Genomic DNA, 23669 nt, shown 5'->3' on the forward strand with positions numbered 1-23669 from the left:
TTCGAGCGACGCCGCGGCGTTCAGCGGCCGTCGCGGACCAGGATCACGCCGTAGTCGTTCCACTCGGTCTGGCGATACATGCCCGGCTCCGAGCCCATGCCCTCCGAGCCCTTGTTGAAGCGCGCGTACCAGGCGCTGGCGCCCGACGAGTGCGAGCTCGTCCAGAACGGCGGCGTGCTGATGGCGATGCGCGGGAAGACGGTGTTGTCGATCGCCGGCGAGATGCCCTTGTCGACCTTGTCCGGATCGATCAGCGTGGCCATCTCCTTCTCGGTCGGCACGCGCCAGGTGCTGTCGCCGGTGCGTTGCGCGACGTCCCACTTGTAGCCGGGCTCGCCGCCTTCGCAGCCGCTGCCCGTGTAGGTCTGGCCGACCTGGCAGCGCTTCCAGGTCAGGTTCGTGGCGGCGTCGTAGGCCTCGCCACCGTGCACCTCGAACGTGTGCGCCACGGCCTTGTGCTTGTGCTGCCAGATCTTCCAGCCGCCGAAGGCCACCGCGACGACCACGAGCAGTTTGATGAGCGTTCCCATGAGTTTTCCTCCCTGTTTGAAGATAGAGCGGCCGTCGACGGCCGCGTGGCCGAGACTCTAGCGTGGCTCGGCGGCGCCGGCGCACCCGGACCTGCAGCGGGAACGCGCGCGCCGTGAAAGATGCCGCAGGCGGCGTGGGTCGGGGTCTCTAGAAGCGCGCGGAAAGTCAAACTAATCGGCATCCGGTTCGTCCCGCTGGATACGGTGTGACGTACCCCGAAATGGGTATGCGCCGCTGACGCTTCCCCCATTGACGCCCCGGCCCGCGAAAACGAACACTGGCGCACCCCACCCTCCCTGGAGATCCGTGATGAGCTTCGATACCCGCAAGCAATGCGTCGCGTTCGCCGCCGCCGTCCTGTCGGCCGCCGCCGTGCCGACCGCCTTCGCGCAGACCGCCACGCCCGACGTCGCCACCGTCAGCGCCGAGGCCCTGATGCAGGAGAACTGGCGCGAGACCATCGCGCGCACCGCGGTGCCGCACGAGGGCTGCTTCGAAGCCGAATTCCCGAACGCGGTGTGGGTCGAGGCCAGGTGCACGGTCGCGCCGGACAAGGTCTACGTGCCGCACCGCAGCGGCGGCCCGCAGACCGTGGGCAACGGCGTCGACTACGCCGCCACCGTCACCAACCTGATGTCCGCCGCCGTCGGCACCTTCCCCACGGTGACCGGCGTCACCAGCGAGAAGGACGGCAGCTCCAACGTCTACTCGATCCAGCTCAACTCCAACTTCATGTCGACGGCCGCGTGCAACGGACACTCCGGCTGCCTCGCCTGGGAGCAGTTCGTGTATTCGTCGTCGGAGACCGCGGCCTTCATGCAGTACTGGCTGATCGACTACGGCAACAGCTGCCCGAGCGGCTGGAACGCGTACCAGGGCAGCTGCTACAAGAACAGCGCCGCGGTGACGGTGCCCAAGGAGCCCATCACGTCGCTGGCGACGCTGAAGCTGTCGGGCACGGCGGTCAACGGCGGCAACGACACGCTCGTGTTCACGGCGGGCAGCAAGGCCTACAGCACCACCGGCCGGGACAGCGTGACCTACCTGGCCACCGCCTGGAAGCAGGCCGAGTTCAACATCATCGGCGACGGCGGCGGCTCCAAGGCCACGTTCAACTCGGGCTCGTCGGTGACGGTGAAGGTGGCGGTCACGCACGGCTCGACCACCGCGCCGACCTGCGCCTCCAACGCCGGCACCACGGGCGAGACCAACAACCTGACCCTGCGCAGCTGCTCGGGCGTGTCCGGCGCGACGCCGTACATCCAATTCGTCGAATCGAACTGAGTTCGTGGCGCCCTCTCGGTGACCGACACGGTCCGGCCGACCCCTCCTGAGGCCGGGCCCGTCGTCGCCGAGAGGGCAGTCACCCTCGCCGCGCCCGCGACAGCGAAGCGCGGCGTTGTCGTTTCTGGAGCACCGTACCCGCGCCGTAACCTGCGGCGCTAGACTGCGCGCGTTCATTGCCGCTCCAGGACGCCGCCGTGTATTTCCAGAAGATCCGCCACCCGTCGAACTTCCGCTTCGCCACCGGCCACGCCGGCGAGTCGCTCCAGCTCGGCGACGCCGCGCCGCTGCGCCCGTGCGTGCGCGACCTCGGCGAGGACGTGTTCCACGTCGAGCTGCGCGACGACGCGCGCTGGCCGCTCGATCCGCGCCTGCTGCGCATGCACGACGACGCGTTCGCGGGCGCGTCCACGCATCGTCTCGGCTTCGACGCCGACGGCACGCTGCTGCTCGAGGACGCGCAGGGCGCGCGCGTGCTCGCGGGCGTCCCGCGCGCGGGCGTGGGCGTGTGCGGCAAGGCCTGGCTCGTGCAACTGGCGCGCGGCGAGGGCATGCGCTTCTACGGCCAGGGCGAGAAGCTCACCGGTCTCGAGAAGACGGGCAAGCGCACCAAGTTCTGGAACCTCGACGTCTGGGGCGACCACCCGATGCCCGTCATCATCGACGGCGCGGCCGATCCGCAGTACGCCGCGATCCCGTACCTGTTGATCCGCGACGGCGCGCGCTGGATCGGCGTGCTGGTCGACCATCCCGGCAACGTCTTCATGGACACGGGCTCCAACTGGTTCTTCAGCGGCAAGGACGACCTCGGCGCGCCGCCCAGCCTGTGGTTCGGCGCGGACGAGGGCGTGCCGGCGTTCTACGTGATCGCGGGCGACAGCATGGCCTCGGTCACGCGCCGGCTGCAGCGCCTGGTGGGCGTCACGCCGCTGCCGCCGCTGTGGTCGCTGGGCCATCACCAATGCCGCTGGGGGTATGGCGGCACGCGCGACCTGCAGTGGCTGGACGCGTCCTTCGACGAGCACGAGTTCCCCAACGACGGCCTGTGGCTGGACATCGACTACATGGACGACTACAAGGTCTTCACGACCAGTCCGGCGCAGTTCGGCGACCGCGCGAGCGAGTTGCGCGCGCTTGCCGACAAGGGCCGCCGCGTCGTGCCCATCCTCGACCCCGGCGTCAAGGTCGTCGACGGCTACGAGGTCGCCGAGAGCGGCACGAAGGCCGGCATCTTCTGCAAGAACCCGGAAGGGCAGCCCTACGTCGGCTTCGTCTGGCCGGGCCGCACCTGGTTCCCCGACTACTCGCTGCCCGAGGGCCGCGCCTGGTGGGCGGGCTACGCGCGCCAGTTCCGCGACTGGGGTTTCGGCGCCGCGTGGATCGACATGAACGACCCGAGCACCGGCGCCGCCGAGGTCGACGACATGCGCTTCCAGCACGGGAAGTGGGACCACTGGACGTACCACAACCTGTATGCGACCGGCATGGCGCAGGCGACCTGGGAAGGCTTCAAGGCGGCCAAGCCGGACGAGCGGCCCTTCATCCTGTCGCGCAGCGCGGCCACCGGATCGAGCCGCTGGACGGCGCTGTGGACCGGCGACAACTGGAGCAACTGGCACCACCTGCGCCTGGCCATCCCGTGCACGCTCAACCTCGCGCTGTCGGGACTGCCGTTCAACGGCCCTGACGTGCCCGGCTTCGGCGGCCACGCCGACGCGGAGCTGGCGATCGCCTGGTACAAGGCCGGCGCGCTGTTCCCGTTCCTGCGCAACCACTCGGTCAAGGGCTCGGTGGCGCAGGAGCCGTGGCAGTTCGGGCCGCAGGCGCTGCAGGTCATCCGCCACTTCGTGCGGCTGCGCTACAAGCTGCTGCCGTATCTCTACCAGCTGTGGATCGCCCAGGCGCGCGAGGGCACCGCCGTGATGCGCCCGCTGTTCCACGATTTCGACAACGCCGACGGCCTGGAGCTCGACCGCATCGACGACCAGTTCATGGTCGGTCAAGCCATCATGCAGGCACCGCTGCTGCACCAGGGTCAGCAGCAGCGCACCGTGGCGCTGCCCGGCACGGGCCGCTGGATGGACGCGTGCAGCGGCCGCTTCGTCGCCGCGGGCCGCAGCATCCACGTGCGCAGCGACGCGGCGTCGACGCCGCTGTACGTGCGCGAGGGACAGTTGCTGGCCATGCAGCCCGGCGAGCGCACGACGCAGGCCAACGACCTGTCCGACATCGAGCTGCACGCGATCCTCGGCGCGGGTTGCGCCGACGAAGCGGTGCTGGACTACGCGTTCGACGACGGCCTCACCGATGGCCACCAACGCGGCGAGCGCGGCGTGGTGCGCTTTCGCGCGACGCGCGCGGGCGATGCGCTCGCGCTGCGGGTCGAGGTGCTGCAGGCCTGGCGGCCGCTGCGCGTGCGCGTGGTCGGCTACGACGGCGCGACCTCCGCGGTCGTCGAGCTGCCGGCGGGCGACGTCGCCCAGGCCTTGCAGGCCGACACCTGGATCTTCGCCGGCCAGCCGCTGGCGATCGCGCGCGGCGCGGTCGTCACGGTCTGAGCGTCAGGCGACGCGAACGGCGGCGGCCTGCGCGAACAGCGAGTCGGCCACCGGCGGCTGGGCCTGGGCGACGACGGCCGTGAACAGGGCCAGCGTCGTGATGGCGGAGGCGAAGGCGGCGACGAGGCGTTGGGTGCGGGTGGTGTTCATGGCGGTCTCCTGGATGGGGTGGGCGTCGGGTCGGATCAGGCGAGGCGGACGGTGCCGGCCTGCGCGAACAGCGAGTCGGCCACCGGCGGCTGGGCCTGGGCGACGACGGCGGTGAACAGCGCCAGCGTCGTGACGGCGGAGGCGAAGGCGGCGACGAGGCGTTGGGTGCGGGTAGTGGCGATCATGGTCGGCTCCTGGTGAGGTTTGGGAAACACGTTGTCGATGGATGAACTGTGTTCCTCGCACCCCCGCCGCGTCCTGCAGCGTCCTGAAAGCGGTCTGAAACGTTCTGAAGGCGGCCCGCCGGTTTCGCTTGACATGCAGGTAAATGCCTGCATATAGTCCGTGCAGTCCAAGGGCTGCATGAACGACTCCGACCTCCTCTTCAAGGCGATCGCCGACCCTAGCCGGCGCAAGCTGCTGGACGTGCTGCACGAGCACGACGGCCGCACGCTCGGCGAGCTGTGCGAGCACCTGGCGATGGCGCGTCAATCGGTCACGCAGCACCTCGGCCTGCTGGAGGCGGCCAACCTGGTGACCACGCAACGGCGCGGCCGCGAGAAGCTGCACTTTCTCAATCCGGTGCCGCTGCACGACATCTACGAGCGGTGGATCCGGAAATTCGAGGTGCCGCGCCTGAAGGCGTTGCACGGCCTCAAACAACGCCTGGAAAGCGAAGAGCCATGAACAAGACCGAATTCGTCTATGTCACCTTCATCCGCACCACGCCCGAGCGGCTGTGGACGGCGCTGACCGACCGCGAGTTCACCGCGAAGTACTGGTTCGGCGCGTCGTGCGAAAGCGCGTGGACGGCCGGATCGCCATGGGCGCTGAGGTACGCCGACGGCCGCCTCGCGGACTCGGGCGAGATCCTCGAGTCCGACCCGCCGCGGCGCCTGGTCATCAAGTGGCGCAACGAGTGGAACCCGGCGTTCAAGGCCGAGGGCGACGCGCTGTGCACGATGACGCTGGAGCCGGTGGCGGACGTCGAGGTGCCGGTGGTCAAGCTGAGCATCACGCACAGCATCGAACGCGCCGACTCCGCCTTCATCGGCGCGGTGTCGGGCGGCTGGCCGCGCATCCTGTCCAACCTCAAGTCGCTGGTCGAGACCGGCGAGATCCTGATGAAGCCGGCCGCGCACGCGGCCTGAAAGAGAAAGCGGCGCCGGTCACCGGGTGACGGGCGCCGCCGCGCGCGCGGGACGCGCCCGCGCGCGAGGATGGACGAGGTCAGGCCTTGGTCAGCAGGTCCGCCACTTCGGCGAACGAGGCTTCGTAGCCGGGGAACTGCTTGGCGCCGTCGGCCATGTACTGCTCCTTGGTGATCTTGTTCTTGTAGAGCGCCTCGCACTCGTTGAAGAACCACTCGCGGTCGCTCGTGGTGGCGAGCGGGATGCTCTTGTAGTTCGGGTCGGCCTTCACATGGGCGATGACCGACTGCATCTTGTTGTCGAACGCGCTGGCCATCGACGCGGTGGTGGTCAGCAGGCCGGCGGCCAGCACGGCCGCGACGGCGATGGCGGTGGTGGCGCGCTGCGCCTTGCTCTGGAACTTGCTCATGGGGATCTCCGATTTCGAGTGAGGTGAGCCCGCGCGACCGGCCGTCCGCGACAGGCAATGTATGTCCGACTCGTACGCTGGTTAGGTCGTCGAGTGGTATCCGGCGGCACGCACGTCTGCATTTCCGCTGACGAGAAGTCTAGGACGGACCCACCGGCGAGTCACTGCAGTTCATCGCTCCAAAGTCGCAGTTCGTCGCAAGGCCTGGAATGGCGACGAGGGCGTTTCGCGAAGCCAGCCTTCGCGGCTTCAGGCGTCGTCGTCGCGGCCGAAGTCGAACGCCTGCGCGAATGCGCGCGCGAACTCGGCCGTGCCGGTCAGCGTGAGCGTCACCGCGTGCCAGCCGCCGTCCTCGTCGACGACCTGCAGGTCGTGATCCCATTCGCCACCCTCGTCGGCGGGGCCGTGGGTGTGCGGGAAGGCATCCCAGGCCCAGTCCAGCACCTGCTGCGCCTCGGCCAGCGCCGCGGCGTGGTGCCGGGCGGACGTGGAGGCGAGGGCCTCGATCGTGAAGACGCCCTCGTCGTTGTCGCTGAGGTCGACGGTGAGGATGGCGAGCGTCGTCATGCCGCGGGCGCCGTCGGCGCGATCTCGTCCCGCGCCCGCCCCGCGCTACCGAAGACCTCGTCGAGCGTCGCGTTGAACACGTGGAAGTCCAGCGGCTTGGTCCAGTAGTCGTCGAAGCCGGCGTCGAGCGCGCGCTGGATGTCGGCGGGGATCGCGTTGGCCGACAGCGCGATCACGCGCAGCGCCGCGGTGGCCGGATCGGCGCGCAGGCGTGCGAGCACCTCGAGGCCGTCGATGTCGGGCAGCTGCATGTCGACCAGCGTCAGCCCGGGCAGCGTCTGCGCCGCGCGCGCGACGCCGCTGGCGCCGTCGGGCATGCTGTCGAACTCGATGCCGCGGTGCCGGCGCACCAGCTCGCTGACGATCATCACGTTGACGGCGTTGTCCTCGATGTAGAGCAGGCGGCGCGACGGCAGCGCGAGCGGCCCGGAGTCGGCGGCGGCGTCCAGCACCACCTCGAACACGCTGCCCACGCCGCGCGCGCTGTGCACGGCGATGCGTCCGCCCATGCCTTCGACCAGCGCCTTGACGATGGTCAGGCCGATGCCGGTCCCCTCGATGCCGTCGCGCTCGGCCCCGGCGCGGTTGAACGGCTCGAACGCATGCGTCTGCTGCTCGGGCGTCATGCCCACGCCGTCGTCCGACACGCGGATCAGCACGCGGCCGGCCTCGGGCGTCACCTCGAGCCGCACGCTGCCGCCGGGCCGGTTGTACTTGATCGCGTTCGTCAGCAGGTTGACCAGCACCTGCTTCAGACGCGTGGCGTCGGCGCGCACGTGCAGCGGGCTGGGCGGCGCCACGATCGTCACGCCGTGCTGGATCGCAAGGCCCTCGACCAGCGGCAGCGTCTGCTCGATGAGGCTGGCCAGCAGCACCGGCTGCAGCACCACGTCGCGTGCGGGGCCGTCCAGGCGCGACAGCTCCAGCACGTTGTTGATCAGCGTCAGCAGGTGCTCGCCGGCCGAGTGGATGTGCTCCAGGCGCGCCTGGCGGGTGGCCGCGGCCTCGGCGCTGCAGTCGTTCGCGCAGTCGTCGGCCAGCAGCAGCCGCGTGAAGCCCAGCACCGCGTTCATCGGCGTGCGCAGCTCGTGGCTCATGCGCGCGAGCAGCTCGGACTTGGCCTGGCTCTCGCGCAGCACCAGCTCGCGCTCGTGGCGCGCGGCGGCGGCCTCGTGGGCCTCGGTGATGTCCCAGTTCACGCCCAGGCGCAGCCGCGTGCGCCCGCGTTCGTCGCGCACCGGCAGCGAGCGCGAGGCGAGCCAGCGCACCTGGCCGTCGGCGCGCAGGATGCGGAATTCGTAGTACGCCGCGCGGTCGTCGACGCGCGCGCTCTGGATCTGGTCGTTGACGTAGGCGCGGTCGTCGGGATGCACCCACGCCGTCATCTCCTCGAAGCTGGGGGGCGTCGATCGCGGCGCATGGCCGCGCAGCACGAACATCTCGTCGTCCCAGCGCGTGACGCCGGCGTCGCTGTCCCACTCCCAGATGCCGATGCCGGCCGCGCGCGTGGCCAGCGCGCTGCGCTCCGTGGCCTGGCGCAACGCGGCCAGCGCGAGCTCGCGCTCGGTGACGTCGATGGCGACGCCCGAGGCCCGGTACGGGCTGCCCTCGGGCTCGATCCGCGCCCGCGACACGACGTGGCGCACCTGGCCGTCGGCATGCAGGACGCGGTGCGCGATCTCCAGCGGCGCGTCGGGCTGCGCGATCCATTGGCGCACCTCGAGGTTGACGCGCTCGCGGTCGTCGGGATGCACGTAGCGATCGACCCATTCGCCGAACCCCGGGCCGGGCTGGCCTGGCGGCACGCCGGCCATGGCGTACATCTGCGCGTTCCATTCGGCGCTGCTGTCGTCGCGCAGCACGCGCCACACGCCGATGCCCGACGTCGCGGTGACGTCGTCGAGCCGGCGCGCCAGCTCGTCGGTGCGCTGCAGGCGTTCCATCTGCTCGGTGATGTCGAGCGCGACGCCGCTCAGCGCGACCGGCGTGCCGAAGCCGTCGCGCTGCGTGATGCGGCGCGTGAAGATGTGGTGCCACTGGCCGTCGCGGCCGAGGTAGCGGGCCTGCATGTCCTCGGGCTGCGTCGCGCGCAGCGCGCGCTCGTGCGTGGCGAGCACCTCCGGCAGGTCGTCGGGATGGATGCGCTGGCGCATCTCGGCGATCGGCACGCCCTCGGGACGCGCCTCCATGCCCATCACCTGCGCGGCGCGGCCGTTGAGGAAGACGCGTTGCGTCACCAGGTCGTGGCGCCACATCGAGACGTCGGCCAGCTCGGTCGCCAACTGCAGCTGCGCGCTGGCCTCGTCGACCGACGACGCAAGCTCGAAGGTCTCGGTGTCGTCCATCACGAGGCCCACGACGTGATCGGGCTGGCCGCCGGCGTCCGGGAACACCTGCCAGTGCGCCTGCACGCGGCGCAGCGCGCCGGTGTCGGTGAACAGTCGGTAGCGGTGCGAGTACGTGCCGGGCGCGGACATCGACTCCGTGAGCGCCTGGAACAGCCGATCCTGCGGCACGCTGGACTGCGCGACCTGTGCGATCGACGGCGTGCCGCGGCGCGGGTCGATGCCGAAGAAGCGGAACATGTGCGGATCCCAGCGGCCCTCCTGCGTGCGCACGTTGCGCTCCCACAGGCCGATGCGCGCGTGCGTCTGCACGAAGTCCAGCAGCGCGACCAGGCGGCGGATCTCGGCGTCCTGGTCGGCTTCGACGTCGCGCGGGATCAGCGTCAGCAGGCGCTGGCCGCCGGCGATGGGGTCGACCTGCGCGTCGCAGGCCAGCGGCACGCCGTCCTGGCGCAGCAGGCGGCGCCGCGCCAGCTCGCCCGCCGGCGGCAGCCACGGCGGGGCCGCGGCGTCGAGCAGGGGTTCGATGGCGCTGCCCACCGCCTGCGCCGCGGCGAAGCCGGTGAGGCGCTCGAACGCCGGGTTGACCCAGGCGACGACGCCGTCGCACGCGATCGCCGCGAGCGCCACCGGCGCCACGCGCGCCCACGCGTGGAGCGCGTCGACGGCATCGTCCGGCCCGGACGCCGCCGCCGCGACGTTCGATCTGGAGAAGCCCTCGGGTGCGGACATGGGGTGGCTTTGGAGCGATGGAACGGGCCCAGTCTACCGCCGGGCCTCCGCTGCGCGGAATCCGCGGCAGGCGCGAGAATGGGACCACGCTGGCCCAGCTTTCCGCGCCGGCGACGCCGTTGCCAGCGTCTTTACGTGTCCTTACGACTCCCACACACCGCACGCCCATGTCCGATCCGAACGCCCTGATCCCGCCGCCGCTGACGCCCGCGGGCGATGTCGATGCCGCTCTCGCGGCCACCGGCTTCGCCGTCGTCGGGCCGCAGGACGTCGCCACGCTGGTCGGCATGCCGCTGGCCGCGCTCGACGCCTGGCTGCCGTACTGGGACAGGCTGCCGCCCGACGCCTACCTGCTCGATGGCGGCAAGTACCGCCAGCGCCGCCATGGCGCCTTTGTCGTCGACGGCGACGAGGTGACCGCCGCGCCGCCGCGTCCGCACTGGCAGCCGGTCGACTACAACGCGCTGCACGGCGGCATCGAGCGCCACTTCGAGCAGATCGAAGCCGGCCTGGCCGGCGACCCGGCCTGGCGTCGGCTGCTGGTGGCGCTGGCCGCGCGCGCGTCGGCGCTGCGGGGCGCGCAGCGCTGGTTCGTCGAGGCGCATCCTTTCCGCATCGACACGGCCAACGGCATCGGCCGGCCGACGCCCGAAGGCGCGCATCGCGACGGCGTCGACCTGGTCGGCGTGACGCTGGTCGCGCGCCACGGCATCAAGGGCGGCGAGACGCGCGTGTTCCAGGCGGCGGCGAGCGCGGGCCTGCGCTTCACGCTGTCCGACCCGTGGACGACGGTGCTGCTCGACGATGCGCGCGTCATCCACGAGACGACGCCGATCCAGCCCCTGAAGACCGGCGAGCCCGGCTGGCGCGACACGCTGGTGCTGACGTTCCGCGCCGACGGTTTCCAGGGGCCCAAATAGGCGGCGCCTCCGAGGCCGCGGCGAACTGACGCGGCGCACGCCGTGGGGTCATCCGCTCCGTGGGGTCACATTCCGTGGGGTCATTCCGTGGGGTCAGGTCTTGCCTTTTGCCTGTACGCTGGGGTCAGGTCTTGCCTTTTGCCTCGCCTGACATAGGCGCAAGGCGCGACGCTTCGCGCACGGGAACGAGTGTTGGCGACTTGGAAATTGCACGCCGAATGTTTGCTGACGCCCGGTGAAATGGAGGCAAAAGGCAAGACCTGACCCCACGCCCGGGGCAAAAGGCAAGACCTGACCCCAACCCGCGTGACCCCACGCCCGGGGCAAAAGGCAAGACCTGACCCCAACCCGATGACCCCGACCCGAGGTTTGACCCCAACCGGAGGTTCAGCTGGTTGACTCCCGGGCCCGAAATGCAAAAAAGGCCCCGAGGCGATGGACGCCCCGGGGCCGCTCGAAAAGCCTCGAGGCCGTTCAGCTCGAGGCTCGCTCAACAGGCGGCCTGGCTGGGCCGATCCACCGAGTACGAGTCAAATCCCTGATCGGATTCGGCCGAATGGCCGCGCGGCGGCGGGCACGCCACAATGTTCGACCACATCGACATTGGGGAGCCCATGACCGATTCCACCGCCTCCGCCGACAAGACCGCCGGCGACAAGCCCAAGCAGGCGCAACGCGACGCGGTCGAGCGCCTGCTGCGCGCCGCCCCGATGCGCAGCACCGGGACGATCAAGCTGGGCGGCAGGAAGCTGGACTACAAGGTCGAGGGCGCGTTCATCCCCGTGGTCGACGCCTCGCAGACCGACAAGCGCGGCGAGCCCGAGGCGGCCGTGTTCACCACGGCCTACCAGCTCGAGCGCAAGTCAGGCGAGGGCAAGCCGCGTCCCGTCTGCTTCGCGTTCAACGGCGGCCCGGGGTCGGCGTCGATCTGGCTGCAGCTGGGCGCGCTCGGGCCGAAGCGCCTGCGCATCGGCAACGACGGCTCGATGCTGCCGCCGCCCTACGAAGTCGAGGACAACCCGCTCAGCTGGTTCGAGCACTTCGACCTCGTCTTCGTCGACCCGCCGCACACCGGCTACTCCATCACCGCGAGCGACGACGCGCGCAAGAAGCTGCTGTCTGTCGACGGCGACGTCGCCTGCCTGACCGACGTGATGCGCCAGTGGCTGTCGCGCCACCAGCGCTGGACCTCGCCGATCTACGTCGCCGGCGAGAGCTACGGCACGACGCGCGGCGCGGCGATCGCCGACAAGCTCGCGGAGCAAGGCGTGTCGCTGGCGGGGCTGATCCTGATCTCGTGCGCGATGGACCTGCAATCCATCGTCTTCGAGGCGCGCAACGACCTGCCGTACGCGCTGTACCTGCCGGCGTATGCGGGCGTGGCGCAGTACCACGGCTGCCTCAAGGGGCCGCAGTCCAAGTCGCCGGAGGCCGCGCGCGCGCTCGCCACCGAGTTCGTCGACGCCGACTACCTGCGCGTGCTGCACCGCGGCGCGCGCGCCACGCACGACGAACGCGCCAAGGCGGCCAAGCGGATGAGCGAACTCACCGGGCTGTCGCCGACGCTCATCGAGCATCGCAACCTGCGCATCTCCGACAACACGTTCTTCACCGAGCTGCTGCGCGATCGCGGCCAGATCGTCGGCCGCCTCGAGGCGCGCGTCGCCGGGCCGATGGGCCTGACGCGCACGCACGAGTGGGACTTCGATCCGGGCATGGAATCGCTGGTCGGCCCGTACACGATGGCCGGCATGGGCTACTTCATCGGCACGCTCGGCTTCGACCCGGCGTGGCCGTACGAGGTGCTGTCCATGGAAACCAACAAGCACTGGAACTGGAGCCGCGGCGACAACCAGGGCAACTCGTTCTGCTGCACCAGCCCCGACCTGTCGCGCGCGCTGCGGCGCAATCCGCACCTCAAGGTGCTCGTGGCCAGCGGGCACTACGACCTGGGCACGCCGTCCACCGCGAGCGACTGGTCGCTGGCGCAGCTGGACATCCCCTCCGAAGTGCGCCAGCGCGTCACGCACAAGTACTACGACGCGGGCCACATGATGTACACGCGCGACGAGGACCTGTCCAAGTTGAAGAAGGACCTGGCCGCCTGGCTGGCCTGAGCGGGGCGCATTCGTCGGCGCAGCGGACAATGCGTCGATGAAACCCCCGAAAAGATTGCAGCCCCTCGTCGACGAAGGGCTGATCGACACCGTCGTGCGCCAGCTCATGAGCGGCAAGGAGGCGATGGTGTTCGTCGTGCGCTCGGGCGGCGAGACGCTGTGCGCCAAGGTCTACAAGGAGGCGACGCAGCGCAGCTTCCGCCAGGCCGTCGACTACACCGAGAACCGCAAGGTCAAGAACTCGCGCCAGGCGCGCGCGATGGCCAAGGGCACGAAGTTCGGCCGCGAGAAGCAGGAGGAGGCCTGGCAGAACGCCGAGGTCGACGCGCTCTACCGCCTCGCGGGCGCGGGCGTGCGCGTGCCCAGGCCGGTCAACTTCCACGACGGCGTGCTGCTGATGGAGCTCGTGACCGACGCCGACGGCGACGCCGCGCCGCGCCTGAACGACTGCGAGTTCACGCCCGAGGACGCGCGCCGCCACCACGCGACGCTGGTCACGGAGGCCGTGCGCATGCTCGCCGCGGGCGTCGTGCACGGCGACCTGTCCGAGTTCAACATCCTGCTGGCCGAGGACGGCCCGGTCATCATCGACCTGCCCCAGGCCGTCGACGCCGCCGGCAACAACCACGCGGAGCGCATGCTGATGCGCGACGTCGGGAACCTCGCCGCCTTCTTCGGCCGCTTCGCGCCGGAGCTGCGCAAGAGCGAGTACGGCGCGGAGATCTGGTCGCTGTACGTGGCGGGCTCGCTGACCGTGGACACGCCGCTGACGGGCCGCTACGAGCACAAGCAGGGCGCCGTCGACCTGCGCGCCGTGATGCGCGAGATCGAGGACACGCGCGAGGAAGAGAACGAGCGCCTGCGGCGGATGGCGGGCGGCTGATCCGTCAGTGCGCGCCGCTCACCTGCGTGACGGCATGCGTCGCGAGGTCGATCGCCCAGACCCGCTTGCGCTCGTCCGTCGCCAGCAGCGCGTGGCCGGACTTGTCCAGCGCCAGCTCCTTGACGTAGACCTCCTGCGCGTCCTGCTCCTCGGCTGCGTCGTATTCGATCTTGTACAGCTGGACGGACCACAGGATCTTGTCGCTCTTCTCGTCGACGGCGGCGATCACCCCGCCGCTCTGCGTGAAGCCGTGATCCTTGGCCCGGCGCATCTGCTCGTAGCGGATGCCCTTGACGACGACGGGCTTGGCGGCGGGCGCGCGGCGCTTGGCGGATTCCATGGAGTGTTCCTTTGTCGGTGCGGGCTCGGCGAGCGACTCGCTGGCCTGGAGGGAGGGCGTGGTGGCCACGCAGCCGGCGACGGCCAGCGCGGCGAATGCGGACAGCCGGACGGAAGCCGTCACGACAGCGCTTCCTTGACCGCGGACTTCGGCACTGCGCCGAGCACGTCGCCGCAGAAATAGGCCCAGCTGTCGGCGTTGATCAACGCCGTCGCGGGCGGGAAGGACGCGCTGGGCCTGAGGCCTTCGTAGTCGTAGCGCTTGTCCTCCGTCGCCACGAGCTTGTGGCTCAGCTCGTGCACGATGGTGAGCGCGCACAGCCACAGCTTGGGAATGTTGCCCAGCTTGTTGCGCTTGCCCGTCTTGAGGAACAGCTGGTAGATGTAGATGACCGGCATGGCGTCGCGGCCGTTGACGGACGCGTAGGTGGAATCGTAGTCCCCGCTGGTGCGCAGCTTCGGGCGGTCGGAGAAGATGATCTTGCCGGAATTGCAGGCCGCCGTGATCTTCCTGAAGCCGGCCTGCAGCGCGGTGCGCACGCTCGCCACGTCCGCATCCGCCGCGCCTTCCAGCAGGAACCAGCGGCGGATGGCGGCATCGACGGCGGTGGACTTGCCGCCCAGCTTGACCTCGGTGTCCGCGCTCCACTTGCGCGCCAGCTGCAGCGCGTCCGACATCATCTTGCGATTCGACGCGCCGAAGACCTCCTCGTTCTGCGCGAGGAGCGCCGGCAGGTCGACGGCGCTCTTGCCGTCGAACAGCTCGAAGTCCCATTCGCCGTAGCTCTTGGGCTGGTCGACGACCCAGATGCTCTGGTTGCCCTTCTTGGCGACCATGTAGAAGTGCTTCATCTGCTTGACGAGCGCGGCACGATCCTGGAAATCGGGCTTGGCGGCCTGGCTCGCGCGGACGATCTCGTTGCCCGCGGCCTTCGCGGCCGAGCCGCCGGCCTTCTTCGCCGCGGCGACCAGGCGACCCCGCAGGTCGTCCAGCACCGCGCACTTGCTCGGTGTCGGGCCATCGGGCAGCAGCAACTCGCGCAGGCCCGATTCGACGCCCGCCCAGTCGGCATGCAACTGGGGTGTCTTGAGCATCTCGACGCTCTTCTCGTAGACCTCGCTGAACACGTTCATGGACCAATCCTCGTCGTGCAGATGAATCGGAAATTCTAGGGAGCGGCAGCGACGCGGTCTCTCCCCAGGTCGCCGTCGATCCGGCCCAGTAACCCCCGCGACACCCCGCTCGCGCGCGCCTTCGTAGAATGCGCTCGTCCGTTCACATGACGGACGCGTTCTCAGGGCGGGGCGAAATTCCCCACCGGCGGTATCCGTGATTCGTCGCGGGAGCCCGCGAGCGCCTTCGCGTCCCTTCGAGCGAAGGGTCAGCAGACCTGGTGCGATGCCAGGGCCGACGGTCACAGTCCGGATGAAAGAGAAACGCGACAGTGTGAGCTGCTGCATGCCTGCGCGAAGCGGGACATGCAGCCGCTGCGTTATCGCGCGCCCTGATTCTGGCAACCCGCTCACTCGAGAGAGAACCATGAATCAGATGACTACCACGCATCTTTCCGCCGTCGCCGGCGCGAGCCATCCGGCCCGCATCGCGGTGATCTGCGCCACCTGGCATTCGGACATCGTCGACAAGGCCAAGCAGTCCTTGCTCGCCGAGCTGCACCGAAGTCCGACACCGCCGGGCCAGGTCGAGCAATTCGAGGTGCCCGGCGCCTTCGAGATCCCGTTGCTGGCGCAGAAGCTCGCGCGTTCGGGGCGCTACGACGCCATCGTCGCCTGCGGCCTCGTCGTCAACGGCGGCATCTACCGCCACGAGTTCGTCGCCGCGGCCGTGATCGACGCGCTGATGCGCGTGCAGCTCGACACCGACGTGCCGGTGATGTCCGCGGTGCTGACGCCGCGCGACTTCCACGAGCACGAGGAGCACCAGCGCTTCTTCAGCGAGCACTTCGTCAAGAAGGGCGTCGAGGTGGCGCGGGCCTGCATCGAGACGATCGCCGGCCTGCGGCGCGTCGACATGGCGCTGGCGCGCTGACGTTCAGCGCAGCGACTGCATGAATGCGTCGACCTGCGTCGTGTAGTCCGACGCGGCGCCCAGCGTCGCGTTGATCTGCATGTGCGACAGGTCCTCGCGCAGCACGCGCACCTGGCCGCCCAGGCCATTCGCCTTCGCCGCGAAGCGATCGGCCTGGCCGCAGGATTCGCGCCGGCGCGACGAGCACACGGCCAGCATCGGCGCCGTCGCTCGCGCGAGCTGTGCAATCGGCGACACGGCCGTCCATCGCGCCGGGTCGGTGCCGAACGCGCGGTCGTAGAGGCCGAGGTGGCGGTGTTCCATGATGACGGGCACATCGAGCGCGGCGCTGTCCAGCAGCACGGCGCCGCGCCACGGCTGCGGCTTCGCGGCAGTGGGGGCGCCGGCGGCGACCAGCGCCACCAAATGCGCGCCCGCCGAGTGGCCCATCAGGATGAAGCGCGCCGGGTCGCCGCCCCATGACGCGGCGCGCGATTGCGCGGACGCGATCGCGGCGGCGACGTCCTCGGCCTGCTGCGCGACGGGCGTCGGCAGCATGCGGTAGTTGGCGGAGATCACGACATAGCCCTGGCCGACCCAATGGGCCACCTTGGGCTCCAGCACACGGGCGTTGGCCTTGTCGCCGCGCGCCCAGCCGCCGCCGTGGACGAAGAAGACCACCGGCGCGGCACCGGCGGCGGGCCGGGTCGGCACGAAGACGTCGAAGCGCTGCGCCGGATCGGGGCCGTATGCGACGTCGGCGACGATGCGCGCGCCCGCCGGTGCGCTGCGCGCGGCCTGGTCGGAGTCGGTGCCGTCGTCGAGGCTCTCGGCCAGGCGCTCGCGCAGGCGTTCGAAACGATGCGGCGCGGGCGTGGTCGGGTCGGACTGCGCGGACGCGGGCGACGTGTCGAGCAGGGCGAGCAATGCGGCGAGGATGGTCAGGCAACGCAGGCGGGTCATGGCGAGTTCCTTGGCATGGCCGGGATGATCGCATCGCGCCGCGCCGCCGGTGCGGCGGCGACATGTCGTTGCGTGACAGTGCTGCAACGTGCCTGCGGCGACGTCGGCTCAGCCGGTCGCGCGCGGCAGCGTCAGCACGATCCTCACGCCGCCCGGCACGTTCTCCGCGGCCACCGTGCCGCCCATCTTGGCCATGTAGGTCTTGACGACGAACAGGCCCTGGCCGCGCTGCGGCGAGTGGGCGTCGAGGGCTTCGCCCGCTTGCGCGCCCGAGACGCCGTACTCGAAGATCTTGTCGATCAGCGCGGGCGGGATGGCGTCGCCCTCGTTGTGGAGTTCGACCGTCGCGCGCGCCTCGTCCGCGCGCAGGCGCAGCGTGATCGGCGAGCCCGCGCGGCGATGGCGTTGCGCGTTCTGCAGCACGTGCGTGACGACGTCTTCCAGCGGGTATTCGTCGGCGCGCACGACCACCGCCTCGCCGGGCCCGTCGTAGCGCACGTCGACGATGCCGGCGTGCGGCGCGTTGGCGGCGACCTCGGCGAGGAAGGCGTCGAGGTCGAGCGTCGCGAGCTGCAGCGTCGTCGACTCGAAGGCCTCGCTGGGCGACGCGCTGCCGTACAGCACGCGGATCGCCTGCTGCATGCGCAGGATGTAGCGCCGGCTCGCGTCGTCGGGCGCGCCGTGCAGCGCGATCAGCGACTGCAGCGGCGACATGATCTCGTGCCCCACGGCCATCCACTGGTCCTTCTCGCGCTCGGCGCGCAGCCGCTCGCGCTGCATGCTCTCGTCGACGCGCTGCAGCAGCTCGGCGAGGTTGCTCGCCAGCACGCCGAGTTCATCCGGACTGCGCAGGTCGGCGATGTCCAGCGTCGACCAGGGGGCCGCCTTGTCGTCCGCCACCACCGCGGCCGTGACCGCGCGCGAGCGCTTGGACAGCATCGTGATGCGGCGGATGATGGTCCACTCGATCGCGCCCCAGGCGAGCGCCAGCGCCAGCAGCATCGCGACGACGAACCACGACACCCGCGTCGCCACCAGCGCCAGCGCGCGGTTGGCGCTGCGCTCGTCGCCGAAGCCGTGCAGCTCGTAGCTGCCGGCGGCGGTGCGGATGGTCTCGGTGGCCTCGATCGGCACGTCCTCGTCCTCGATCGGCAGCCGGCGCAGCAGGCCGCGCACGGCGTAGCCGAGGAAGTCGTTGACGGCCTGCGGCACCCAGCTCGACGTCGGCGGCGTGACCGGCGCCGCGCCCTTGATCGTCGCCAGCGGCGCGGCGCTCTTGCCATCGAGCTTGCGCAGCTGCAGCGTCTCGCCGGGCAGCAGCTGCGCGCTGAGGTCGGCCAGCGAGAACGGCGGCGTCGCGCCGGGCCGGGCGCTGTCGAACAGCGGCGCGGCGTCGCCGGGGGCGAGCCATTGCACGCGAACGTCGATGCGGTTCATGTCGGCCGGCGGCCAGACCGGGTGCGCCGACGCCACCACGTCGTCGTGCAGGATCTCCACGGGCAGCCGCACCGAGAAGAACGCGCGCCGCGCGCAAGTGTCGATCACCGTGCCGCCGTCCACGCACGGGCCGCTTTGCCACAGCCAGCCGCGGAAGTCGCGCACCGGGCGCGGCAGCACACGGCCGTCGGCGTCCTCGGCGAAGCCGGTCAGGCGCCCGCGGATCACGTTGACGGCGGTGGCCGGCTCCGGCTCGAAGGGCGCGATCCAGGCGAAGCGGCGGCCGCGCAGCGAGACGTCCACGCGCAGGCGGCTGGACAGCGCCAGGTCGTGCTCGCCCGCCTCGTGCGCCACCGGCGGCGGGCTGGGCGCATGCCCCACCACGTAGACGAAGCCGCCCGCGTAAGGATTGCTGCCGATGGCCACGCAGAGCGCGGCGTCGTCCGGGTACTGGCGTGCGCAGCCCGCCATCTCGACGGCCTGTTCGACCTTGTTGTGGTCGTCGAAGTCCAGCGCCGAAAAGGGCAGCACCAGCGGGTGCACGCTGCCCGCGGACGACGACGCGGCCGGATTCAGCAGCGCCAGCTGCCCGGCCGGATGCCGCAGCTGCGCGGCCACTTGGCCCATCGTCTTGGCGAAGCCCTGGCGATAGTTGCGATGGCTCAGCTCCTTCTCGTCCTGCAGCACCGACAGCGCGATCGCGACCGTGGCCAGCGCAAGCAGCAGGAACACGCCGCGGAAGAACAGCCGCAGGCGGAAGAACGCGATGCCGGGCCAGCGCCAGGCGGCGATGCGGGCGCGCCAGGTCACTTCTGCGCTGTCGCCAGCCAGCGGAAGCCGCGCATCGGCACGCTCTCGATGCCCTCGAACTCCGGCTCGATGTCGCGGAAGGCCTCGCGGATCGTGCTGATGTGCTTGCGCACGTTGTCGCGGTTGCGGCCCGTCTTGACGACCTGGAACAGCTCGTCGTACGACACCACCTCGCCGCGCCGCGCGTGCAGCGCCGCGAGGATGCGCTGCGCGGTCAGCGGCAGGTTCACGCGGTGGCCGCGCCACAGCACGGCCCCCTGGCCCAGCGGGTCGATGCTCAGCTCCTGGTCGACGGCCGTCGTCGCGCCGGTCTTCGCGGCGGGGCGATCCTTCGAGGCGCGCAGCATCTCCAGCACCGTGTCGATGAAGTCGGCCTCCTCGAAGGTCGTCTTCTGCAGGTAGTCCCAGGCGTCGAGCGCCTTCATGATGCTGCGGTAGATCGTGGCCGGCATCGCCGAGACGACCAGGACCGGCGTGCCGTGCTGCTTGTTGATCGCGTTGATCAGCGCGACGCCGGCGTGCCGCTCGCGCCCGAGTTCGATGTCCATCACGACGAGGTCGTAGCGCTCGCGCGCGATCGCGGCCTCGGCCTCGTCGCGGCTGAACCACTGGTCGACGACGAGGCCCGGGCGCGCCGACAGGATCCAGCCCTTGAGCTGGTCGCTCGTCGGCGGGTCGTCTTCGATGATCGCGACGCGGGTGGCGGTGTTCGACACGGGGCAGGCCTTTCGGTGGACGGATGCCACGTCCGGCATCCGGGGTCGATTATCCGGCGGCCCCGGCGGGCGGGGCGTGAGTGTTTGCTCCGGCTTCCGGAGCGCACCCGGCGTCCGCGTGAACGCAACGTGGCCGCGGCGTCGTTGAACGCTCGGTGGGGGCTCGAAAGAATGGGCTCACACATCGAGGAGAACCTTGTGACCGACAACGACCTGCATCCCGACCACCCCTTCAACGGCGACGAGCTGCCGCGCCCGAGCCCGCTCGAGCGCTTCGCCGACCGCCTGCCGCGCGTTCGCGTGCTGTCGCTGACGGCCTGCGCCGTGGCCGCGGCCGCCGCGTGGGGGCTGTGGACGCATCCACCGCTGCGCAACGTCCCCGACGGCGAGATCGGCGTGCGCATGAACCGCTTCAGCGGCAACGCCAGCGTCGTGCGCGCCGGCACCGTGTTCGTCGTCCCGGGCCTGCACGACCTGCGCGTCTATGACCTGCACGAGCAGACCTTCCATCCCGCCGACAGCGCGTCCGCCAACGGCAGCGCGCCGTTCCAGTCGGTCGAGGGCCTGTCGCTGGGCGTCGACGTCTCCGCGCACTACGCGCTCGACCCGGCGCGCGTCGCGACGATCGCGCGCGACCTGCCGGCCGACGTCGGCGGCCAGGTCGTCGCGCCGGCCGTGCGCGGCGTGATCTACCGCGTGTTCACGCGCTACACGGTGCGCGAGATCTTCTCGTCCAAGCGCGCCGAGATCCAGCAGATCATCGAGAGCGAGCTGCGCCCGAAGCTGGCCGCCGACGGCATCGTGCTGCGCGACGTGCAGATCGGCCAGGTCGACCTGCCGGCCGACTACAAGAAGGGCATGGAGTCGCTGCTCGCCGAGGAACTCGCGAGCGAGAAGATGCGCTTCACGCTCGAATTGAAGGACAAGGAGGTCAAGCAGGCGGCGCTCGAGGCCGAGGCCGACAAGGTCAAGCGCGAGAAGGCCGCCGAGGCGGCCGGCCAGGAGCAGATCATCGCGGCCAAGGCGCAGGAAGAGGCGATGGCCCACGTGCTGCCGTTCAAGCAGAAGCAGATCCAGCAGCGCCAGCTCGAGGCCGAGGCCGAGAAGGCGTCGCGCATCAAGACGGCCGAGGGCACCGCCGAGGCGCGCCGCATCGAGGCCGCCGGCGAGGCCGACTCGCGCAACAAGCTGGCCGACGCGGAGGTCTATCGGCTGGAGAAGGTCGGCAAGTCGACGAGCGAGCAGATGGCGCGCGAGGGCGACCTGATCACGCGCCATCCCCTGCTGATCCAGAAGACCATGGCCGACAAGCTGTCCGACAAGATCCAGGTGATCATCGCGCCCCCGCCGGCCGATGGCGGCTTCATTGGCTCGACGCTGCTGGGCAACGCCCGCAACGCGACGACGACGACCGCGAAGGCGGCCGACGCCGACGCCTCGCAGGAGAACGCGCAATGAACACGCACGACCGCATCCGCGTCGCGCACCGCATGACGCGCCGCAACCACGAGTTCGGCCATCCGCAGGGCGACGCGAAGTCGTGGCGCACCCTGCTCGTGTGCCTGCTGGCGACGGCCTGCGCGGTGTCCTGCGTGATGTTCGTGCCGGCCGCGCAGGCCGCGGGCACCACGCGCGCCGTGCCGGCCGCCACGATCGCGCCGGTGGTCGCGAAGGCGCCGCCCGCGACGCCGGCGCCGCGCTACGCGCTCGTCACGCAGGACGCCGTGCCGCTGCGCAGCGGCGCGAAGAGCGGTGGCACGCCGCTGGCGTTGCTGACGCAGGGCGAGCTGCTGGAGCTGCGCGGCGAGCGCCTGGACTACCTGCAGGTCTACGACCTCGCGCGCGAGCGCGGCGGCTACGTGCGCGCGAACGCGGTGCGCGCGCTCACGCTCGCGCCCGAGGAGGCACCCGAGCTGCTGTCGCTGGTGCGCTTCCTGCGCGATCGCAGCGGCTCCGAGTCGCTCGGGCTGGGCCTGGCCGCCGCCTACCTGAAGGCCGCGCCGGCCGGCTCGATCGACGCGGAGGTCTTCGACGCGATGGGCACCATGGCCGAGCGCCTCGCCTGGCGCGCCAACGTGTCGGCCACCAACGCCGCCAACGCGCCGGTGCGCCCGGGCGAGCCGAGCATCGCCGCGCAGCTCGAGGTGGCGGCCGATCTGGGCGTGCACTTCGCGAGCCTCGAGCGCGACGGCCATGTCTGGCTGTGCTACGACGGCGACGCTTTCCGCCACGCACTGGCGTTGTCGCCCAGCCCTGAGCAGGCGGCCCGCGCGGCGCTCGCGCTGACGCGCCACGACTGCATCGCCGACATGACGCCGCCGCTGCAGCGCTGGCAGGTCGACCAGGCGCGTGCCGAGCTGCTGGCGCGCGTGCCGACGGCCGGCTTGCCGCCGTACCTGCGCAACCGCATCCGCATGCGCCAGGCCGGCGTGTGGGCGGCGCTGGCGTTCGAGGACAGCCGCCGCCTCGCCGTCGAGGCCGGCGCACCCACCAACGGCCTGCCCGCGGTCGGCGCCAACGACGTGCTCTCCGCCGGCAACCAGGCGCTGGAGGCGCTGGCCGGCGTCGACAAGAACGAAGTGGCCGACGACGACCAGTCGACCTGGACCGACGCCGCGATGCGAGTCGGCGCCTCGCGCTGGGCCGCCGAGCCGGTGTTCGCGCCGGCCGCGACCGGCCTGCACGTCGCGACGCAGGCCGGCCAGCCGGGCGAGACCTGCGTGCTGCTGCTCGATGCAAGGCATGGCGCCGACCATCCGCTGGCTCGCCGTTGCACGTTCGGCACCGTGTGGACGGCCTCGGCGCGCGCGAACGCCAATTCGACCGCGCTGACGCTGGCCGTGCAGCCGCTGGCCACCTGGCGCGAGCTGTGGATGTTCCGCGCGACGCCCGCCGGCTGGACGCTGCAGGTGCTGCCGCCGTCGACCGAAGCCAGCGGCGTCGGCTACGTCGAATTCGCCGGCTGGGTGCCGGGCACGGGCCAGGTGCTGGCGGCGCGCGAGGTGCGCGTTTCCGCGCGCAACAACAAGCCCGCGCGCACCTACGAGCTGCTCGATGGCCAGACGCTCGCGACGCAGAAGACGGCCGACGCGCCGTCCTCGCTGAAGGCGTTCAACCGTTTCCAGGATCCGGCCTGGAAGCGCGTGACGGTCAGTCTTCGCTGATCGGCGTGTACTTCACCTCGTTGCCGATCGCGAAGAAGTGCCCGCCGGCGATGTGGTGCAGCGAACGCAGCGAGTCGTCGACGCCGTCGAAGTGCCAGCGGCCGTCGCGGAACACGCGGTCGTCGGCCCAGGCCGCGACGACCTCGCCGAGGAACAGGTCGTAGGCCTGCTCGATGTGCGGCTCGGGCAGGCGCCTGCATTCCAGCCAGGCGATGCAGCCGTCGACCAGCGGCGCGCCGGTGGCGGGGCCGGGCTCGGCGGAGGCGAGGGCGGCCGTGAACTTCTCGCCGTCGCGGCCGCTGAAGCTGCCGACATGGTCGGTGAGCGCCGCGATCGCCACCGAGGGCACCCCGAGCACGAAAGTGCCGCCGGCCTCGATCAGCGTGCGGGTGAAGGTCTGCTTGTCGAGGACGACGGCGACCTTGGGCGGCGTGAAATCGAGCGGCATCGACCAGGCCGCCGCCATCACGTTGCGGCGGCCGTCGTGCTCGGCGCTCACGAGCACCGTCGGGCCGTGGTTGAGGAGTCGGGTGCAGCGATCGAGCGGGACGGGTTGGCGCATGCGGC

General features: G+C 70.8%; 22 protein-coding genes and 1 riboswitch. Of the genes, 10 read left to right on the forward strand and 12 right to left on the reverse strand.

Translation table 11 applies throughout. From position 1 onward, the window contains the following. Window positions 1-20: 20 nt before the first annotated feature. A complete protein-coding gene (locus LPC04_RS19925; protein ID WP_275684027.1) occupies window positions 21-530 on the reverse strand; it encodes an Lcl C-terminal domain-containing protein in 510 nt (169 codons plus the stop codon). Window positions 531-840: 310 nt separating this feature from the next. Here LPC04_RS19925 and LPC04_RS19930 point away from each other — a divergent pair, with 310 nt between their 5' ends. Together LPC04_RS19930 and LPC04_RS19935 are read left to right on the forward strand one after the other, a co-directional pair. Next, entirely contained in the window at window positions 841-1815 is a 975-nt protein-coding gene (locus LPC04_RS19930) for a hypothetical protein (RefSeq protein WP_275684028.1), read from the forward strand. 197 nt (window positions 1816-2012) lie between these two features. Further along, window positions 2013-4373 carry a glycoside hydrolase family 31 protein gene (locus tag LPC04_RS19935; RefSeq protein WP_275684029.1) on the forward strand — a complete coding sequence of 787 codons (2361 nt, stop codon included), beginning with the start codon at window positions 2013-2015 and terminating at the stop codon, window positions 4371-4373. A gap of 3 nt (window positions 4374-4376) precedes the next feature. Here LPC04_RS19935 and LPC04_RS19940 read toward each other — a convergent pair whose 3' ends face one another. Both LPC04_RS19940 and LPC04_RS19945 read right to left on the reverse strand, forming a co-directional pair. Further along, window positions 4377-4523 carry a hypothetical protein gene (locus tag LPC04_RS19940; RefSeq protein ID WP_275684030.1) on the reverse strand — a complete coding sequence of 49 codons (147 nt, stop codon included), beginning with the start codon at window positions 4521-4523 and terminating at the stop codon, window positions 4377-4379. Between the two features lie 35 nt (window positions 4524-4558). Beyond that, entirely contained in the window at window positions 4559-4708 is a 150-nt protein-coding gene (locus LPC04_RS19945; protein WP_275684031.1) for a hypothetical protein, read from the reverse strand. A gap of 178 nt (window positions 4709-4886) precedes the next feature. Here LPC04_RS19945 and LPC04_RS19950 point away from each other — a divergent pair, with 178 nt between their 5' ends. After that, entirely contained in the window at window positions 4887-5210 is a 324-nt protein-coding gene (locus LPC04_RS19950) for an ArsR/SmtB family transcription factor (protein ID WP_275684032.1), read from the forward strand. Beyond that, the gene (locus LPC04_RS19955) at window positions 5207-5674 is read left to right on the forward strand and encodes an SRPBCC family protein (protein ID WP_275684033.1); all 468 of its coding nucleotides are present in this window, start codon (window positions 5207-5209) and stop codon (window positions 5672-5674) included. The genes LPC04_RS19950 and LPC04_RS19955 overlap by 4 nt, the downstream gene beginning before the upstream one ends. 79 nt (window positions 5675-5753) lie before the next feature. On the opposite strand, the gene LPC04_RS19960 is transcribed toward LPC04_RS19955, so the two are convergent. From LPC04_RS19960 to LPC04_RS19970, 3 genes are all read right to left on the reverse strand, one after another. Beyond that, window positions 5754-6083: a hypothetical protein gene (locus LPC04_RS19960; RefSeq protein ID WP_275684034.1), complete on the reverse strand. Its 330-nt coding sequence runs from the start codon at window positions 6081-6083 to the stop codon at window positions 5754-5756. 249 nt (window positions 6084-6332) lie between these two features. After that, window positions 6333-6650 (reverse strand): hypothetical protein, encoded by a 318-nt coding sequence (locus tag LPC04_RS19965; RefSeq protein ID WP_275684035.1) that lies wholly within the window; start codon window positions 6648-6650, stop codon window positions 6333-6335. After that, the gene (locus LPC04_RS19970; protein WP_275684036.1) at window positions 6647-9727 is read right to left on the reverse strand and encodes a PAS domain-containing protein; all 3081 of its coding nucleotides are present in this window, start codon (window positions 9725-9727) and stop codon (window positions 6647-6649) included. The genes LPC04_RS19965 and LPC04_RS19970 overlap by 4 nt, the downstream gene beginning before the upstream one ends. 167 nt (window positions 9728-9894) lie before the next feature. Here LPC04_RS19970 and LPC04_RS19975 point away from each other — a divergent pair, with 167 nt between their 5' ends. From LPC04_RS19975 to LPC04_RS19985, 3 genes are all read left to right on the forward strand, one after another. Next, entirely contained in the window at window positions 9895-10647 is a 753-nt protein-coding gene (locus LPC04_RS19975) for a 2OG-Fe dioxygenase family protein (protein ID WP_275684037.1), read from the forward strand. Between the two features lie 614 nt (window positions 10648-11261). After that, window positions 11262-12764: a S10 family peptidase gene (locus LPC04_RS19980; RefSeq protein ID WP_275684038.1), complete on the forward strand. Its 1503-nt coding sequence runs from the start codon at window positions 11262-11264 to the stop codon at window positions 12762-12764. A gap of 37 nt (window positions 12765-12801) precedes the next feature. After that, window positions 12802-13647: a PA4780 family RIO1-like protein kinase gene (locus LPC04_RS19985; RefSeq protein WP_275684039.1), complete on the forward strand. Its 846-nt coding sequence runs from the start codon at window positions 12802-12804 to the stop codon at window positions 13645-13647. 4 nt (window positions 13648-13651) lie between these two features. Here the strand turns inward: LPC04_RS19985 and LPC04_RS19990 are convergent, their stop codons facing one another. Continuing rightward, entirely contained in the window at window positions 13652-14110 is a 459-nt protein-coding gene (locus LPC04_RS19990) for a hypothetical protein (protein WP_275684040.1), read from the reverse strand. Further along, window positions 14107-15120, reverse strand: a complete 1014-nt coding sequence (locus LPC04_RS19995) for a M35 family metallo-endopeptidase (protein WP_275684041.1) — start codon at window positions 15118-15120, stop codon at window positions 14107-14109. Before LPC04_RS19995 ends, LPC04_RS19990 begins: the two co-directional genes overlap by 4 nt. A gap of 153 nt (window positions 15121-15273) precedes the next feature. Further along, a riboswitch (FMN riboswitch) is annotated at window positions 15274-15429 on the forward strand. A gap of 97 nt (window positions 15430-15526) precedes the next feature. Here LPC04_RS19995 and LPC04_RS20000 point away from each other — a divergent pair. Next, entirely contained in the window at window positions 15527-16033 is a 507-nt protein-coding gene (locus LPC04_RS20000; protein ID WP_275684042.1) for a 6,7-dimethyl-8-ribityllumazine synthase, read from the forward strand. Window positions 16034-16036: 3 nt separating this feature from the next. On the opposite strand, the gene LPC04_RS20005 is transcribed toward LPC04_RS20000, so the two are convergent. The 3 genes from LPC04_RS20005 to LPC04_RS20015 form a co-directional block, all read right to left on the reverse strand. Further along, window positions 16037-16975: an alpha/beta hydrolase gene (locus tag LPC04_RS20005; protein WP_275684043.1), complete on the reverse strand. Its 939-nt coding sequence runs from the start codon at window positions 16973-16975 to the stop codon at window positions 16037-16039. Between the two features lie 108 nt (window positions 16976-17083). After that, window positions 17084-19222 carry a sensor histidine kinase gene (locus LPC04_RS20010; protein ID WP_275684044.1) on the reverse strand — a complete coding sequence of 713 codons (2139 nt, stop codon included), beginning with the start codon at window positions 19220-19222 and terminating at the stop codon, window positions 17084-17086. Next, window positions 19219-19938 carry a response regulator transcription factor gene (locus tag LPC04_RS20015; RefSeq protein ID WP_275684045.1) on the reverse strand — a complete coding sequence of 240 codons (720 nt, stop codon included), beginning with the start codon at window positions 19936-19938 and terminating at the stop codon, window positions 19219-19221. Before LPC04_RS20015 ends, LPC04_RS20010 begins: the two co-directional genes overlap by 4 nt. A 198-nt stretch (window positions 19939-20136) precedes the next feature. Between LPC04_RS20015 and LPC04_RS20020 the strand changes: the two genes are divergently transcribed. Together LPC04_RS20020 and LPC04_RS20025 are read left to right on the forward strand one after the other, a co-directional pair. Beyond that, complete coding sequence (locus LPC04_RS20020; RefSeq protein ID WP_420854747.1) at window positions 20137-21396, forward strand: SPFH domain-containing protein; 1260 nt, start codon at window positions 20137-20139, stop codon at window positions 21394-21396. Beyond that, window positions 21393-23102: a hypothetical protein gene (locus tag LPC04_RS20025; protein WP_275684046.1), complete on the forward strand. Its 1710-nt coding sequence runs from the start codon at window positions 21393-21395 to the stop codon at window positions 23100-23102. The genes LPC04_RS20020 and LPC04_RS20025 overlap by 4 nt, the downstream gene beginning before the upstream one ends. On the opposite strand, the gene LPC04_RS20030 is transcribed toward LPC04_RS20025, so the two are convergent. Beyond that, window positions 23089-23664 (reverse strand): flavin reductase family protein, encoded by a 576-nt coding sequence (locus LPC04_RS20030; protein WP_275684047.1) that lies wholly within the window; start codon window positions 23662-23664, stop codon window positions 23089-23091. The genes LPC04_RS20025 and LPC04_RS20030 overlap by 14 nt on opposite strands. Window positions 23665-23669: the final 5 nt, after the last annotated feature.

The organism is Scleromatobacter humisilvae (assembly GCF_023231945.1).
Classification (GTDB): domain Bacteria; phylum Pseudomonadota; class Gammaproteobacteria; order Burkholderiales; family Burkholderiaceae_C; genus Scleromatobacter; species Scleromatobacter humisilvae.